The sequence below is a fragment of the Parabacteroides massiliensis genome (genome assembly GCF_900155425.1).
In the GTDB taxonomy this organism is placed as follows: domain Bacteria; phylum Bacteroidota; class Bacteroidia; order Bacteroidales; family Tannerellaceae; genus Parabacteroides; species Parabacteroides massiliensis.
The window spans coordinates 226,847-244,407 of the sequence record NZ_LT700189.1; the positions used below are offsets into that span (position 1 = coordinate 226,847).

A 17,561-nucleotide genomic window follows, 5' to 3' on the forward strand; every position below is an offset into this window, starting at 1 on the left:
ACAATGATGGCATGAAAACAAGAGAACTACAACGATTCCTGAAAGGCGGTGCGCGGTGGAGCATGGCAATACTGCTGCTTGCCGGTGGGTTGCTCACGGCGTGTAGCGACTATTCGGCTGACGAGACGCAGGGAGAACCCCTTCCTGCCGGCGAATGCCCCGTGATGCTGACGGCATCTGTCCGTGCTGCGACGCGCTCCACGGCTGACAACGATGCTTGGATGGGGGGCGAACAGGTGGCAGTCGAGGCTACCTCCTATTTGGTTGGTGTACAGCCGGAAGTGAAGATCTACACCACTGCTGCCGACGGTACACTGACCACCGGTATCCCTTTCTGGTGGGCACGCAATAACGAGTGGAAGCGACTTTGCGCATGGTACTGTGCTGATGGTTCTACTGCTCAAGGCGGTGCAAATGCCACGGCTGTTCCCGTCAAGTGGAGCGTCAAGGCCGACCAGCGAGGCGAAGGCTATGTGCAGAGCGACTTTCTCTTCGCCGTGACGGAGGCAAGCTATGCGGAATATGCCGCCAATCCCGTGCCGATGAAGTTCTACCACCAGACCGCCAAGGTAGTGGTGAACATCGTCAAGACGGGATACGCTACCTCTGCCGAACGGATTCGTTCGGTACACATCGGCAATGACCTGTTACTCGAAGCTGGCTTCAAAGCTCCGGACATCGGGGTATTGATTGGTGACTGGGGCTCGGGAGGCACACGAGGAGCCATTGAACCTCGTCTATTGCCTTCCCCGACAGATCCGGAGCAACATGTCGCCACCTATGAGGCACTCGTAATTCCGCAGGAAACCGCTGGCAAGTGTATGCTGACCGTGGAGACCGACCTCGGCACCACGCTCTACTACAATGCCCCTGCCGATGCCCAGCCTCTCGCTCCCGGCAAGGTACGTACCTATAATATTACGGTCAAAGCCGAACGGTTGGAAATGGAGACCGTGAGTAGTGGCGCATCTTCTGATCTATAATATTTGATTCTCGGACGACATAATCCGAGTATCCGTTGAGCCTGTGGTTGACCTCGATTGCCCGTCGGTCACCACGGGCTTTTATCGGGCTGTTCAGGGAAAATACAGGCTGTACGCCTGTCAAATGGAGGAAAACGGAGGTGGAGTAATATGCTGTGTTATGGATGGGGAAAATAATCTGAACGACAAAAAATAGCTTAAACGACAAAGACAAAATATTCTAAACTACAAAGATGTGTGATTCTGACAATTGAGGCGATTTTTGAATACAAGAATTAGGTTGAAATTAAATCTCTTGACTTATGTTTGTATGCTGAGTTCTGGATCAGAAATTCAAAAAAACATATAAAAATGAGCAAAAGAATTTTATTCCTTGTCTTGTTTCTGTGGCTGGCATCGACAATTTTTCCTGCTTTTGCACGGCAGAAAACAGACACGACCTACGCTTTCCGTTCCGTTCCGCAGAAGGAGATATCTCTGCGTGCCAACCTGCTTCGTTGGGCAACCCTCACACCCGACCTCGGTGTCGAGTGGCGTTTTAACCCGTCATGGAGCATATCCGTGAACGGCTCGTGGACATCATGGTCGTGGAATGACAAAGATAGAAGGTATGCCCTTTGGGAAGTGATGCCGGAACTCCGTTATTATATAGGGAAAGAAAAACACGGTTACCTTGGTGCCATTTTCAAGACAGGACAGTTCAATTACAAGCTCTCCGCGACAGGCAAGCAGGGCGACCTGATTGGCGGAGGACTAACCGGCGGTTATATGCTTAAGTTGAACCGCGCCCTCTCTCTCGACTTCTCCGTGGGCATAGGGGGTACCTATGCCGATTATGAAAAGTACGTGGTCATCGACAATGTGCGCGTGCGCCGTGGAAGCGAAAACAAGGATTATTGGGGTGTGAACCACCTCGGTGTGTCACTCGTATGGAACATCTTTTAAATAAGGGAGGAAACAGAATGAAAAGTAACCGACATATATTAATAACATATACGGCTGTTCTGGCCGCCATATTATTCGCTTCTTGTGTGAAAGACGAACTTTATGATACTCCGCATCCCGATAGTGGAGTGGTAGTCGTTACCGCAGATTGGAGCGATAGGAGCAGCGAGGCCGACATCCCTCAAGCATACACCCTGCGTATAGGCGGACTGGAGCAGGAGGCGAGCGGAGAAACAAACGTGTTCAACCGACTCCTGTCACCCGGCAAATACACCTTGACGGCATACAATAAACAGGACCAAATTACCGTCACCGACAATACCGCCTCGGTGAACGCCACGTCTGCCAAGCACATCAACCCCACGCCGGGTTATCTGTTCGCTTCGGTACAAGACATCAGTGTCTTGGCGGATGACACGCTGCGTGTCACGGCCCGGATGAAACAATTGGTACGCAGACTCGACATCGAACTGACCGCCACCGAAGGCGACTACAGCCGTGTACAGTCGGCTTCGGCAACGCTCTCCGGTGTGGCTTCGGTTGCGGACATAGCAACAGGCGAACGGAGTGCAGCGGCACAAGTAATAAACGCTTTCAGGCAAGACGGCAATAAGTTCACACTCTTTTTCCGACTGCTCGGTATCGTCCCGACGGAAGCACAGACGCTGACGGTAGACATCATTTTCAACAACGGTGACACGCAGCGGATAGTGAGCGACCTTACCGAGGCCATGAGGGACTTCAACAACGGCACCAAATCGATAAAACTTACGGGTAATCTGCTGCTACCGGTAGAGGCCGGGGTGACGGGCGCAACCATCACGGACTGGAACGAGGTAGAAAGCGGCAATGGGTACGCTAACTGACGATAAATATTTTAATCAAAAAACAATATTATGACAATGAATATGAAATTTTTCATTCTTGCAGTAGCAGCAACGCTATTGGCTGCGTGTACACAAGAGGACGAGGTACAAAACAATCCGGTGGAAGCACGAATCACGGCAGGCGTGAGCGGGCCGAAAACCCGCGCTGTGGACAACCGGTGGAATGCCGACCACATCGGCGTGATGGCGGTGGATGCACCGGGAGAGTTCACGACCATGGGCAAAAAGTACAAGAACGTGGAATACCAGACCGCAAGTACCGGAACCTCCGCCGACTTCGCCCCGACAACAGCCGGAGATGGCATTTTCTTCGAGGATGCCTCACGCGAGTTTACCTTCGCCGCCTATGCACCTTATGAAACAAGTCACGCGACATCCCTGCCCGGCAACAATGGGAAAATCACGGTAAACACGGAAAACCAACATACGGTGGCGAAGCAGGAAGCCATAGACTACATCTATGCCACGGGCGCGAAGGGAAGTAAAGGCAATCCGGTCATCAGCTTCACGGACAACACCGCCGCAGGCGGCAGCGACTGCTCCTTCAAGCACAAGATGGCCCGCCTTATCCTGAAAGTGCAGGTATCGGCTGCCGACGGATTCACCGAACCAAGTGTATTGCGGTTCGCCAACTACAAGCTGGGCGGGCTGATTCATGAGGGGACGTTCGATGTACTGACCGGAACAGCCACAGCCACGGGTACTGTCGTGAACGACTGGATGCTGATAGAATCCACGTATCCCACGCCTACCACACAAACTGTCACATACAAGTGCGTGTCGGACTACGATGTCAGCACGGGCGTGATGACCCTCACCATGATTCTGCTGCCGCAGACGCTCACCGACTTCCTGAACTTCGAGATTTCACCCAATGATGGAGAGAATCAGACTTACTCCAACGCGGGTTTGATTAAACCCGCGTTGGAGGCCGGTTACTCCTACACCTACACCATCACGGTAAAGAAGACGGAACTGACCCTCAGCGGAAGCACCATCGAAAACTGGAACGACGGTGGCAGCCATTCGGGTGATGCGAAGATGTAATGTGTCTGAAAGCCGCTGCCGTGCGTCAGGCGTAAACACGGCGGCACAAATAAACGAATAAATAAAAACAATATGATGGACAAATCATTGATAATAACATGGCTGTCAGGGCTGGCACTGCTTCTTGCCGGTTGCTCGCAAGACGATGCTTTGCAGCAGGACGGACTCCTGTTCGACGGCAAGTACCCACTGCAACTGACGGCGGAGGTGGCACATCCGCAGACCCGCGCCGGAGGCAAGGACACGTGGACGGGCGGCGAGGAGATTAGAGTGTCACTGGAAGGCGTGTTTGGCAATAAAACATACGTGATGGACGCATCGGGCAATGCAAGCCCGAAAGATACCGATAATACTTTCTACTGGAAGAACACCGATGAAGCCCGCGTCAGTGCATGGACTCTGAACCTGGAAATGGGAGAAACGGATATTTCCGACCAAAGTGGTGGGTACGCCGCTTTCGATGTCCTGTACGCCAGTGCCATGGGACGTTATGACCAAGCCGTAAATCTCCGTTTCATCCACCGCATGGCGAAAATCGAAGTAATTCTCAAGGCTGGCGAAGGCATTACAGATGAGGAATTGGAAGGTGCAACCGTCACCATTTTCGGAGACCCGGTAACGCACTCAACCTGCGGCTTGGTTGCACCTGGTGACCAATCGGACGGCGAGATAAAGCCCTATTACGATGTCGCAACGAAGAAATACGAGGCGTTGGTGCCGCCGCAGAATATGACGGGCAAGCCGCTCGTCCGAATAAGCATAGGCGGCAACGCCTTTACCTACGCTCCCGACACAGAAGCTGCCGGCAAATTTGACTTTTTCGGTGGCAGGCGGTATGCCTACACTATCACCGTGAAAGCAAACGGGATAGACGTGCAGACGGTGACCAGTGGCACGTGGGTTGCAAATGGCGAGGAGAACGTCACCTCCAAAAGGGTAAAGCAAAGATTCACGGCGGATGAACTTAAAATCGGTGACTACTTCTACTCCGACGGTACGTGGAGCGACGGCGGATTGCGCAAAATCTATGCTGACGGCAGTATGCATATAGACTATTATAAACCCGTCCCTTTACGTGGCAAGACAGTCGTCGGCATTGTTTTTCAGACGGACAAGAGCCGTATCGGTAAAAAGGAAAAGGAGAAGTTGGGCGGTGAAAACAAGGCGCATGGACTGGTTATGGCCGTTAAAAACGCAAACGCAGCAGAGAAAGTCATATGGAGCAACGAATCGCGGTACTTGGATTTGTTGAATGACTGCGTATCCAAATCCGATAATTATTCGGACATTAGCGGATACGGCAATTGTGAATCTATCCGTAGTTTAGAGGGCAACTTCGACAAGTATCCCGCATTACAGGCTGTTGATGGTTACAACACGACTTGCCCTGTCCCCACGACCACGACCGGCTGGTATCTTCCTTCCTCTGGCCAGTGGTGGGACATACTGCAGAATCTGGGCGGTTGTCCGGCTTTGGCGGATGGATATCAGCAAACCTCGTCAGACATCAATGAATTCTTCTGGTCGAACCAAGGAAATGTTCCCGACGCTTTGAATAAATGGATGTGGGGTATCGACGGTTGGGACAAATTCTCCTATTACCATCAGTTTTGGTCGTCTTCGAAGTTCAAGGGCAACACAATGCGGTATTGGGTAGCAAATTCTGATGATGGATGGATAAGCTGCCGATGGGGTAATGTTAATTTCCAGCTCTATGTTCGTCCCGTCCTTGCATTCTAATCTGTTTAATCCATTAAGAACATGAATATGAAGATACAAAACATATACCCACTCTTGCAAGTAGCATTGCTCCTGCTGCTTGCTACATCCTGCACGCAGGATGAGTTCCCTGTCGCACAAGACAAGGCGCGGCAATTCACCATCTCCGTGACCGACGGGGGATATACATTGGCAGTGGACGGTAGCACCACCCGCGCCGTGGAGAACGGCTATACCACCGAGTTCACCGAGGGCGATGCCTGCGGACTCTTCATGACCCGCGGCTTATACGAGGATAAGAAGATGATTTATTCCAACGTGAAACTGACCGCCGAGAGGGATGCCTCCACGGGCAAGCTCACATGGAAGCCCGAGGCCGGTACGACACTTGCCGGAGGACTGTCGGACGAGGAATGCTACCTCTACTACCCTTATAGAGCGGATTTGGACAACATAGTAGACATAAGCAAACTGTTAAACACAATTCAAGTTGATCCCCAATACCCTTTCTTCTATGCGCTTAAATCAAATTGGCCGGTGAAGTACGACCAAAGCTCGTATGCGGATTACGCTGCTTCCGACCTGATGACAGCCTCTTGCACACCCACATTGGAAAATGGTAAACTTCGGCTCGATTTCGTCATGGCCCACGAGTTTCCCTTGGTCGTCATCGAAATGCCGAAGACCGTTTACAAGTTTACCGATGCCCGGATTCCCGACTACACCGTGCCCTCTGCCACCACGTTCACCGGCTCTGCTAAGCCGCTGCGCATGGCCGATGGTACATACCGCTACTTGGTGCCCCCGTCCATGCCTGCTATCTGGGGAAGTTATGACGAGGGGAACAGGGAGTTTACCATCACCACGTCCGCGTCCCATCATGTCGTAGGGGAATACAAGAGATACAAGGTGGACGGCGCAGTGGAAACCATAAGAAACTACATTTTGCAGGTCGGTGATTTCTTCCTCGCCGACGGCAACCTGATGCCGAAATATGCCGAAGCCCCCGAAGTCCGGGCAGCCAATGTAGTAGGCATCGTTTTCCAAACCGACCCGAGCCGCATCGGTCAGGCAGAAAAAGATAAGTTGGGCGGCAATGTCCACGGTCTTGTCATGTCCGTGAAGAACGCCGCGACAGGCCAAAAGTGGGGTTCTTTTGACATAGACGAAGGATTGACGAATTGCGTGACAAAGGCACAGAACTACATAGACATCAGCGGTTACGGCAATTGCGAACTTATCCGTACCAATCGCGGCAACTTCGACAGCAATCCCGCGTTCAAGGCTGCCGACGGCTACAACACGACCTGCCCGATCCCTGCGACTACTACCGGCTGGTACCTTCCTTCTTCGGGTCAGTTGTGGGACATCCTGCGAAACTTGGGCGGCTGTCCGGCTTTGGCGGATAAAGATCAGCAGAACTCGCCGGACACCAGTGATTTCGCATGGCTGGAACAAGGAAACGTTCCCGCCGCTTTGAATGGATGGATGAAGAATATCGCCGATGAGGACAAGGATACATTCAAAGATGGCATTAACTCGTTTTGGTCGTCGTCGGAATGGAACTACAGCGCTGCACGGGAATGGTTCTTTTATAAAAGTGTGAATTGCATTCGGACCCAAAAAAATACCAGCAACATCGATGTGCGTCCCGTCCTTGCTTTCTGAGAAATCGGTATGCTGATGACTGTTTCCAAAAGCTGTTGTTCTATGGGAGGCGTGGGAGGTCATATCAGATGTAAAGATAATACATTATTCCCCCGAAATCCATCCGTATGTGGGCGAGTTTTGCTATATTTGTCAAAACTAAATTATGTAAGCATGAAGCACAAATTCTTATGGGTGGTCTCTTCGCTGGCTTTAATAGCCTGCACGCCTGAAAAACAACAGGAGACAGAGGATTATACACAGTATGTGAATCCTTTTATCGGAACGGACTTTACCGGTAATACCTATCCGGGAGCGCAGGTCCCTTTCGGGATGGTTCAGTTGAGCCCTGACAACGGGCTTCCCGGTTGGGATCGTATTTCCGGCTATTTTTATCCTGACACGACTATCGCCGGTTTCAGCCATACTCATTTGTCCGGAACAGGTGCAGGCGATTTGTACGATATCTCTTTCATGCCGGTGACACGCCCCTATAAGGAAGCGCCAGCTCCCTTAGGTATCTATTCTACTTTCTCGCATAACGATGAAGCGGCTTCGGCAGGCTATTACCGTGTATTACTGCAAGATTATAATATTAATGTAGAGTTGACGGCGACCGAACGTTGCGGTATCCAGCGTTATACGTTCCCCAAAGCGGAGGCTTCCGTCTTTCTGAATCTCAAAAAGGCGATGAACTGGGATTTCACGTTGGATTCGCGTATAGAGGTAGTCGATTCGGTGACGATCCGGGGGTATCGTTTCTCGCAAGGCTGGTCTCCTTTGCAGCATGTCTATTTTGAAACCCGTTTCTCGAAACCTTTCGTGGCTTATCAGATGGACACGACTGCCATCGTAACGAAAGATCGCGGCCGGATCGGAACGGCCTATATCGCCCGTTTCGATTTCAATACGGAAAAAGATGAAGAGATCCTGGTGACGACCGGTATATCCGGAACCAGTATGGAAGGAGCCGGCAGGAATTTGCGTGCGGAGGCTTCGAAAGACGATTTCGATTATTATCAGGCGCAAGCTGCCAAGAATTGGAATAAGCAGCTTTCCAAGATAGAGGTGAAGAGTCCGGATACCGATGACCTGGTGAAGTTCTACACAGCCTTGTACCATTCCATGCTCGCTCCGACTATCTACAGTGATGTGGACGGCGCCTATTACGGCCCGGACCGGCAGCTCCATAATGCGGACGGATGGACGAACTATTCCACTTTCTCGCTATGGGATACCTATCGCGCTTCCCATCCGCTGTTTACCTATACCGAACCGGAACGTGCAAACGATATGATCAAAGGATTCTTGAAATTTTATGAACAGAATGGAGCTTTGCCGTTATGGAATTTGTATGGTTGGGAAACCAATATGATGATCGGTTACCATGCCGTTCCTGTAATAGTAGACGCTTATCTGAAAGGTATCGGCAATTTTGATCCGGAAAAAGCGCTTGAGGCTTGTGTTGCCACGGCCAACCGTGACGATTACCGGGGAATCGGCGATTACAAGAAGTTAGGATATGTCCCGGCCAACAGCGATCCGAAAAAATGGGAGAACTGGTCGCTATCCAAGACTCTGGAGTATGCCTATGATGATTATTGCATTGCAACCATGGCGGAGAAGATGGGCAAGAAAGAAATTGCCGATGAATTCTATAAACGGGCCCAGAACTACCGGAATGTTTACAATCCGGCTACATCTTTTATGCAGCCACGTGACGAGAAAGGTAATTTTGCCGCTAATTTCAGCCCGGACGATTATACCGAAGATATTTGCGAAAGCAACGGTTGGCAATATTTCTGGTCTGTTCCTCAGGACCTGGACGGCCTGATCGGCCTGGTCGGAAGCAAAGAACGCTTTGCGGAGAAACTGGACAGCATGTTCACCTATGTTCCGAAATCAGAAGAAGACCTGCCGATTTTCAGTACCGGTATGATCGGGCAATATGCTCATGGCAACGAACCGAGCCATCATGTGATTTATTTGTATAACAAAGTAGGGCAACCTTGGAAGACGCAGAAATATGTGGCAGAGGTTCTGCATAACCTGTATTTGAATGCTCCGGATGGAATCTGCGGCAATGAGGATTGCGGACAGATGTCGGCCTGGTTCGTGTTCAGTTCGATGGGCTTCTATCCGGTCGATCCGATCAGCGGCAAGTATGAGATCGGAACTCCGATATTCCCGGAAGTGAAGATGCATCTGGCAAATGGCAAGGCCTTCACGGTTCTGGCTCCGGACGTAAGCCGTGAGAACATATATATACAGTCTGTGAAGTTGAACGGCCGGCCGTATGACAAGAGCTATATTACCCATGAGCAAATTATGAATGGCGACACATTGGAATTTGAAATGGGAAATCAACCGGGACCGGTCTGGTATAAATAATTGTGTGATTGTCATACATGGAGGTCGCCACGAAGCAAAAAGACAAGATGAGTGTAAAAGGAGAACTAAAAAGATGGTTTCTTTGCAAAAAAGTTATTACTTTGCAATTAATTTAGACTACTAACATTAAAAGATAACGAACTGGTACCATGATTTGGAACGAAACTATCGAATGTATGAGCCGCGAGGAAATGCGGAAATTACAGAGTATCCGTTTAAGACGGGTTGTTGAACACGCTTATCATAATTCTCCTTTTTACCGTAAAAAAATGCAGGAAATGGGGATTACCCCGGAAGACATCCATTCTATTGACGATATAGTGAAGCTTCCGTTCACTGTTAAACAGGACTTGCGGGATAATTATCCTTTCGGGCTGATGGCCGTGCCGATGTCGGAGATTGTCCGGTTGCACGCTTCTTCCGGTACGACGGGAAAGCCTATTGTTGTCGGCTATACCCGGAAAGACCTGTCTATCTGGGCTGAAGTTGTGGCACGATGTCTGACTGCTTATGGTTTGACAAAAAACGATTCCGTACAGGTTTCGTATGGTTACGGCCTGTTCACCGGAGGTTTGGGAGCGCATGCCGGAGTCGAGAATATCGGCGGAACGGTGATCCCGATGAGTAGTGGCAACACGCAGAAACAGATTCAGTTGATGCATGATTTCGGAGCCAAAGGGTTGGCTTGTACTCCTTCTTATGCGTTGTATTTGGCAGAAACGATTCACTCATCCGGCATTCCGTTGGAAGAATTCAAGTTGCGTGTCGGTGTTTTCGGTGCTGAACCCTGGACGGAAAACATGCGTAAAGAGCTGGAAAGCAAGTTGAACATTAAAGCATATGATATATATGGGCTGACGGAAATCTGCGGTCCTGGAGTCGGAGGCGAGTGCGAATGCCAGAACGGTACGCATTTGTGGGAAGACCATTTCTTCCCTGAAATTGTAGACCCGGTTACATTGGAGCCTGTAGAACCCGGACAACAGGGAGAACTGGTTTTCACGACATTGACAAAAGAAGGAATGCCGATGATCCGCTACCGTACGCGTGACCTGACACATTTGATCTATGACAAATGCGAGTGCGGACGTACGGCCGTTCGTATGGGGCGTATTCTCGGGCGTAGCGACGATATGTTGATTATACGCGGAGTGAACGTGTTCCCGTCGCAGGTGGAATCGGTGATTCTTGAATTGCCTGAATTCGAACCGCACTATCTGATTGTGGTCGACCGCGTGAACAATACGGATACATTCCAGATTCAGGTGGAAGTGCGTCAGGAATTTTATTCGGACGAAATGAACAAGATGATCGCTCTGAAGAAGAAAATCGCAAACCGTATGCAGAGCGTAATCGGTTTGCAACCCGATATAAAGATTGTCGAACCGCGCAGCATCGAGCGGAGTATGGGCAAAGCCAAACATGTGATCGATAATCGTAAATTGGAATAGGAGAGAAGTCACAAATAATAATTCATAAATAAAAATTCATCCCCCATGTTAATTAAACAGTTATCAATCTTTCTGGAGAATAAGAAAGGCCGTTTTACGGAAGTAGCAAAAATATTGGGTGAAGCCGGCGTGAACATGTCCGCTTTTACAGTAGCAGAAAACTCGGACTTCGGTATCTTGCGTTTGATCGTGTCGGATACGGATACAGCCATCAAGGTCTTGCGTGATCGTTTATATGCCGTGAGCGTAGCCGATGTCGTTTGCCTGCATTGTCCCAATCAGCCGGGCGCATTGGCTAAAGCAATGGATATCATTACTTCGGCCGGAATCTTTATTGAATATATGTATGCTTTTTCTCAGGGTGAGGCGGCCAATGTGATCATTCGTCCCGACAATGTGGAGAAGTGTGCAGAAGTTTTGAAAGCCAATAAACTGGAACTTATTGCGGCCAGTGACTTATATAAGTTGTAAATATTAACGTTAAGCGCTTCGTTTATTTGTCGGAAAACTTTAACTTTGCGCGCTAAAAGTATGTGAATGAAAAAGGTTGTATTTTTATTGATGATGATTACAGTTCTGTTATCTTCCTGCGGGGAGTATAACAAGATACTGAAAAGTACAGACTACGAACTGAAATATTCGTATGCAAAGAAGTATTTCAATGCAAAACAATATTCGAAGTCTGCCACTTTACTGGATGAACTGGTGCCTATATTCAAAGGTTCCGCTCAAGCTGAAGAATCTTTGTATCTGCTGGCGCAAAGCTATTACGGCCAAAAAGACTATCAGACTGCTTCGCAATACTTTAATACCTATTATACGACTTACCCGAAAGGCGAATACACCGAGTTGGCTCGTTATTATTCGGGTTATGGCTTGTATCTGGATTCTCCGGATCCCCGGTTGGACCAGACACAAACGTATGAAGCTATTAACCAGTTGCAATTATATTTGGAGTATTATCCGCAAAGCGAACGGGCAAAAGAAGCCCAGAACATCATGTTCGAATTGCAGGAAAAGCTCGCTTATAAGGAGCTGTTGGCAGTCCGGTTGTATTTCAACTTAGGTACCTATATGGGAAACAACTATCTTTCATGTGTGATTACCGCTCAAAACGCACTAAAGAACTATCCCTATTCAAAGTACAGGGAAGAGTTCATGTTCTATACCATCCGTGCCAAATATGAACTGGCTATCGTGAGTGTGGAAGAAAAGTTGCAAGGACGTTACCGTGAAGTTGTGGATGAATATTACAACTACATGAACGAGTATCCCGAAGGCAAGTACGTAAAACAGGTTCAGAAGTTCTACGACTATGCCAGCAAGCGAATAACAAATACGTATTAACGAAACAACTAATCAATAAAGTAAGTATGGATTACAGAAAGACTAACGCTCCGTCGAATACGATTACCCGCGACATGATGAAACTGTCGGCTGATACGGGTAATGTGTATGAAACCGTTGCAATCATTGGTAAACGTGCTAATCAGATCGCTGTAGAGATGAAACAGGATCTGGAAAAGAAACTACAGGAATTTGCTTCCTATAATGATAATCTGGAAGAAGTTTTTGAAAACAGAGAACAGATCGAGATTTCACGTTACTATGAAAAGCTCCCGAAACCGACTTTGATCGCAGCTAAGGAGTATGAAGAAGGTAAGGTGTATTATAAGAACCCTGCTAAGGAAAAAAATAACCTTTAATTGATTGACAATTGATAATAGACAATTGACAATTAGATGAGTCTCATCTGATAATGGTCAATAGCCTATTGTTAATTGTCAATTTTTTTTATCATGTTACAGAGAATACAAACTGTTTATTTGCTTATTATAGTGGCATTGACGATTGCCATTTTGTTTTTGCCGCTTGCCGTATTGCAGTCGGGCGACCAGTTGTTTATTTTTGATGCGACCGGCATCAGTACGATGGCAACCCAGCCGGAGCTTATTTATCCGACATGGGGGTTGTTCGCATTGGCAATCGTAATCTCTTTGCTGGCGCTTCTGACAATATTCCTGTTCAAGAAAAGAATCCTTCAAATACGCCTCTGTGTATTTAATGCGATTTTGATGTTAGGCTTCTACGGCCTCTTTGCTTTCTTTTACTGGAATCTGGGCAATCAAAAAGAGATTTTCTCATTAAGCCTGAAGATCGCCTTTTCTTTTCCGTTGGTTAGCCTGATTCTGGATTATTTGGCTATACGCAATATCGGGGCGGACGAAGCATTGGTGCGTTCTTTGGATCGCTTGAGATAATATTTTTGGAATATACACATAAAAGAAGAGGATGTCTCATCACTGGGACACCCTCTTTTTTTGGCCTAAATCTGATAGCCTAAAGACTATATTACCTCTGTTAGTATTGATGAACTCTTCATATTCCTGATGCAAAACAAATCCTTTGGTTAAGCACCGGATTTATGGGAAGAAAGGCGGCGTTTTTGTTTTGGGAGGAGCCTGCTGCCCATTCTTTGCTTGTTTACAGTGCAAAAGTATATGTAAGCCTTGATTTCTATGTTTGATATCGTCTAAGATTGTTCAGGAATTATCTTTTTTCGTATATTTGCTACATGAAAAAGCTGCTTGTCATATTATTTAGCCTATTCTTATGTATATCTTCTACACAAGCAGAATCCCCTAATTACTATTTTAAACAAATATCCTTGAAAGACGGCCTTTCGCAATCGACGGTCAATTGTGTGTTGAGTGACCATCAGGGTGTCATTTGGATAGGAACAAGTTTTGGGTTGAACCGTTTCGATCGTGAGAGGATCATGTCTTATAACAACGACAAGGATAATCCCTTTTCTATTCCCGGAAACGACATTCTTTTCTTGACAGAAGACCCCAATCATAATATTTGGATCGGAACCGATAGAGGACTGGCCCGGTATGATCGCGGCAAGGACAGGTTCGTGCGTATCACGTTTGCCGGTTTGCCTTTGCATGTGTACAGCTCGGTGGTAACGGATAATGGAGTCCTGTTCTTTGGTGCGGGAACAGCTTTCCGGTATTCTTATGTTGATAACCGGATTACGTTTTTATCGGTAAATGGGCCGGAAAGGGTGACCTCCATCTTCACACATGCCTATATGTACGATAAACAAAAACAGGTCGTATTGCTTGTTTGCCGTCGTAACGGACTTTGGTGGTATCATCTTGCAACGGGTAAACTGGAGCGGATTCCTTTTATTCCGATAAAAGAAGTCACGAGCGTATGTCTGGCTTCTTCCGGAGATATCTGGCTTTCGGCATATGCGGACGGGGTGTATGGATATACACGCGAAGGAAGGGAACGATGTCATCTGAATACGGGAAATCTGTTGAATAACGATGTCGTGTTGGATATAAAGGAAAGAGAAGGTGAACTGTGGTTGGCAACAGATGGAGGAGGAATTAATATCTATGATCCGGAGAAGCGGACCGTCCGTGTGATCGCTTATGTTCCCGGAGACAATAATTCGTTGCCGGTCAATTCTTTTGGCTGCCTTTACAATGATCAGGAGAAAAACATGTGGGCAGGCAGTATCCGAGGAGGATTGATCGGGATGAAAGAAATCTATCTCTACACATATGGAGATGTGCCCCCTGCTTCTACAGGAGGCCTGAGTTATAGGACCGTGACGAGCCTGTATGAAGACCGTGATCATATTTTGTGGTTTGGCACTGACGGTAACGGTATCAACCGGTTTGATCCACAAACCGGCCAGTTCCGGCATTATCCTGCGACATTCGATAAAAAGGTGGTTTCGATCGTTGAATATGATGAAGACGAGCTGTTGCTTTCGATATTCAGCCAGGGATTATACAGGTTTCATAAGAAGACCGGAGAACTTCGGGAATATGTAGTTGCCGATGCCGAAAAATCCCGTCGTCTGTTCCGTTTCGGACTGGCTGTACATTTGAACCGTCCGGATGAAGAACATTTTTATATTTATTCCGATAGCGTCTATTTGTACGACCAGCAGACTGGGCGTTTGGAGGTAATAAGATGTGAAGAAAAAGGGGTGGTGCTATCCGCTCTTATGGAAGTGCCCGGAGGCGAGATAGTCACGTATCTGCGCAGTTTTTCCAACCTGTTGGCACTGGACCATAAAGACCGTTCCATACGTGTCTTCTATACTCCGCCCGATTCTATCGGGACGATCGGAGCAGCGTGTCGGGATAAGGCGGGCTGTTTCTGGTTGGGAACATCTTCCGGCCTGTACAGGTATGACCCGGTGACAAAGCAGACTTCGGCTATCGAGGAGAACCGCTTTGCCGGTACAAATTCGTTGGGTTTTGACAGGCAGGGAAGGCTTTGGATCGGAACGCATAACGGGTTGTATGCTTACATTCCCGAAGAGGATAAAATGGTCGTTTTTGGAGAGTCGGACGGTGTTTATGCCAACGAGTATTTGTTCAAACCGCCTTTGCTGACAACTTCGGGCGATCTGTACATGGCCGGAGTGAACGGTTTGGTCTACATACGGAACAATGTGCCTTTCCCGGAGGAGGCCGATCCTTCGATCAATTTGCTGGATGTGGAGCTCGACGGCGTTTCTGTCGGTACTGATGTGATAAGAGATGGCAACAGGTTGTCGATTCCGTGGAATTATACATCATTGAATACCCGGATCATCGTGAAGGAAAACGATTTGATGCGGAAGAAACTGTTTCGCTATTACATAAAAGGCAGCCTGAATGAGACGATCGAACGCTCCGGCCATACGATCTCTTTCCATGCCCTTTCTGTCGGTGAGTATCATATTTGGGTATCCTGCAATAAAAGGAATGGTGACTGGAGCACTCCGGTTCAGTTGCTGACAATAACGGTTACACCTCCCTGGTGGAAGACGACAGGATTCTTAGTTCTGCTGATCTTGCTGATCTTGGGAGGCTCTGCTCTGACAGCCTGGCTGGTGGTATTGAAAAAGGAGCGTAAAATGGTCTGGGCGATCAAGGAACATGAGCGGAAGACGTATGAAGACCGGGTTCGTTTCCTGATCAATATCAGTCATGAACTTCGTACGCCTCTCACTCTGATATACGCTCCATTGAAACGGTTGCTCGCGTCGGGCGAGGTGAAGGACGATAGGTTGTTGCATTTGTTGACCGGCATTTTCAGGCAGACGCGCCGGATCAAAGATAGCATTAATATGGTACTGGATATCCGCAAGATGGAGGTCGGAGGCGAATCATTGAGCCTGACCAGGCAGCCTGTCAATGACTGGCTGCGGGAAGTCTCCGGAGATTTTGAGCTTGAATTTCAGGTCCGGGATATCCGGTTGGTTTATGATTTTGACGAATCGTTGGGAGAAGTGCCTTTCGATGTTTCCAAGTGTGAGATCGTCTTGTCCAACCTGTTGATGAATGCATTGAAGTTCAGCGAACCGAATACTGTCGTTGTCTTGTCTACGCGACGTAAACCGGACTATGTCCGCATATCCCTTTCGGATGAGGGCATCGGGTTGGATCATGTAGAAATCGACCGTCTGTTCACCCGTTTCTATCAAGGCAACCATGATCGGAAGGGAAGCGGCATCGGATTGTCGTATGCCCGGATGCTGGTTGAAATGCACGGAGGAAATATTGGTGCGCAAGCAAATGAAGGGCGGGGAGCGACTTTCTTTTTCGAACTGCCTCTGGAGAATACCTCCGTTTCTGTTGAAGCAAGGCCCTATATGTCCCAGTTGCTTCAGGCTTCCGATACCGAGATGCCCGATGCCGATGACTATCCGGTTGCCGGATATACGGTTATGGTGGTAGAAGATGAACCGGAATTGCGTAATTACCTGAAAGATGAATTGAACGGATATTTCAAAGAAGTTTATGTCGCGGGAGATGGCCGGCAGGCGCTTGAAATGATTCAGGCGAAGCTTCCCGATGTGGTTGTCAGTGATGTAATGATGCCCTATATGAACGGTTTCGAGTTGTGCCGCCGTATAAAGAGCAATGTGGAGATCAGCCATATCCCGGTTATCCTGTTGACAGCGCGTACCGATAGCGAAAGTACCGTACAGGGATATAAGTTAGGAGCCGATATGTACGTCTCGAAACCGTTCGACCTGGCTTTCCTGCTTGCAGTCCTGCGCAACCAGCTTAAGAGTCGTGAGATCATCCGAAACCGTTATAAGGAAACCGGACAGGTCGTTTCGCCTAAAACCGATACGATCAGCAATGCAGACGAACAATTTATACACAAGTTGAACAACTTGATTGTCAGCAACCTGGCCAATCCCGACATGGATGTGCAGTTTGTCGCTGCACAAATGGCCATGAGCCGTGCTTCGCTTTACAATAAACTGAAACAGCTTGCCGGCATCAGCATCGGCGATTATATCAACAAGTTCAGAATGGCCGAGGCCGTTCGCCTCCTTGCCGACAAGGATTTGAGTATACAGGAAGTATCGGAGAAAGCCGGTTTCTCCCATCAACGCTATTTCAGCACGGTCTTTAAACAGATATACGGCGTGACACCTTCACAATACAGGCAGGACTTATGAT

At 48.3% G+C, this 17,561-nt stretch carries 12 protein-coding genes and 1 pseudogene; all 13 read left to right on the plus strand.

Features of this window, described 5'->3' with window-relative positions:
- Window positions 1-11 precede the first annotated feature (11 nt).
- Entirely contained in the window at window positions 12-983 is a 972-nt protein-coding gene (locus BQ9893_RS00990; protein WP_075964329.1) for a fimbrillin family protein, read from the plus strand.
- A 417-nt stretch (window positions 984-1,400) separates the two neighbouring features.
- Window positions 1,401-1,928 (plus strand): annotated as a pseudogene (locus tag BQ9893_RS00995) (DUF3575 domain-containing protein); the annotation flags it as partial.
- Between the two features lie 17 nt (window positions 1,929-1,945).
- Window positions 1,946-2,794, plus strand: a complete 849-nt coding sequence (locus tag BQ9893_RS01000; protein ID WP_244155026.1) for a FimB/Mfa2 family fimbrial subunit — start codon at window positions 1,946-1,948, stop codon at window positions 2,792-2,794.
- Between the two features lie 30 nt (window positions 2,795-2,824).
- Complete coding sequence (locus BQ9893_RS01005) at window positions 2,825-3,862, plus strand: fimbrillin family protein (protein WP_075964331.1); 1,038 nt, start codon at window positions 2,825-2,827, stop codon at window positions 3,860-3,862.
- Between the two features lie 72 nt (window positions 3,863-3,934).
- Window positions 3,935-5,602, plus strand: coding sequence for a fimbrillin family protein (locus BQ9893_RS01010; protein WP_075964332.1), 1,668 nt, complete (start codon window positions 3,935-3,937; stop codon window positions 5,600-5,602).
- A gap of 21 nt (window positions 5,603-5,623) precedes the next feature.
- A complete protein-coding gene (locus BQ9893_RS01015; RefSeq protein WP_244155027.1) occupies window positions 5,624-7,249 on the plus strand; it encodes a fimbrillin family protein in 1,626 nt (541 codons plus the stop codon).
- A gap of 153 nt (window positions 7,250-7,402) precedes the next feature.
- Window positions 7,403-9,619 (plus strand): GH92 family glycosyl hydrolase, encoded by a 2,217-nt coding sequence (locus BQ9893_RS01020; protein WP_075964334.1) that lies wholly within the window; start codon window positions 7,403-7,405, stop codon window positions 9,617-9,619.
- 149 nt (window positions 9,620-9,768) lie between these two features.
- Window positions 9,769-11,070 (plus strand): phenylacetate--CoA ligase family protein, encoded by a 1,302-nt coding sequence (locus BQ9893_RS01025; RefSeq protein ID WP_075964335.1) that lies wholly within the window; start codon window positions 9,769-9,771, stop codon window positions 11,068-11,070.
- A 45-nt stretch (window positions 11,071-11,115) separates the two neighbouring features.
- Window positions 11,116-11,541, plus strand: a complete 426-nt coding sequence (locus tag BQ9893_RS01030) for a hypothetical protein (protein WP_005639303.1) — start codon at window positions 11,116-11,118, stop codon at window positions 11,539-11,541.
- Between the two features lie 66 nt (window positions 11,542-11,607).
- Window positions 11,608-12,417 carry an outer membrane protein assembly factor BamD gene (locus BQ9893_RS01035; protein ID WP_075964336.1) on the plus strand — a complete coding sequence of 270 codons (810 nt, stop codon included), beginning with the start codon at window positions 11,608-11,610 and terminating at the stop codon, window positions 12,415-12,417.
- A gap of 26 nt (window positions 12,418-12,443) precedes the next feature.
- Window positions 12,444-12,776: a DNA-directed RNA polymerase subunit omega gene (locus BQ9893_RS01040; RefSeq protein ID WP_075964337.1), complete on the plus strand. Its 333-nt coding sequence runs from the start codon at window positions 12,444-12,446 to the stop codon at window positions 12,774-12,776.
- Between the two features lie 93 nt (window positions 12,777-12,869).
- Window positions 12,870-13,331 carry a DUF4293 domain-containing protein gene (locus BQ9893_RS01045; protein ID WP_075964338.1) on the plus strand — a complete coding sequence of 154 codons (462 nt, stop codon included), beginning with the start codon at window positions 12,870-12,872 and terminating at the stop codon, window positions 13,329-13,331.
- Window positions 13,332-13,738: 407 nt separating this feature from the next.
- Entirely contained in the window at window positions 13,739-17,560 is a 3,822-nt protein-coding gene (locus BQ9893_RS01050; protein WP_449406342.1) for a hybrid sensor histidine kinase/response regulator transcription factor, read from the plus strand.
- The last annotated feature ends 1 nt before the right edge of the window (window position 17,561 follow it).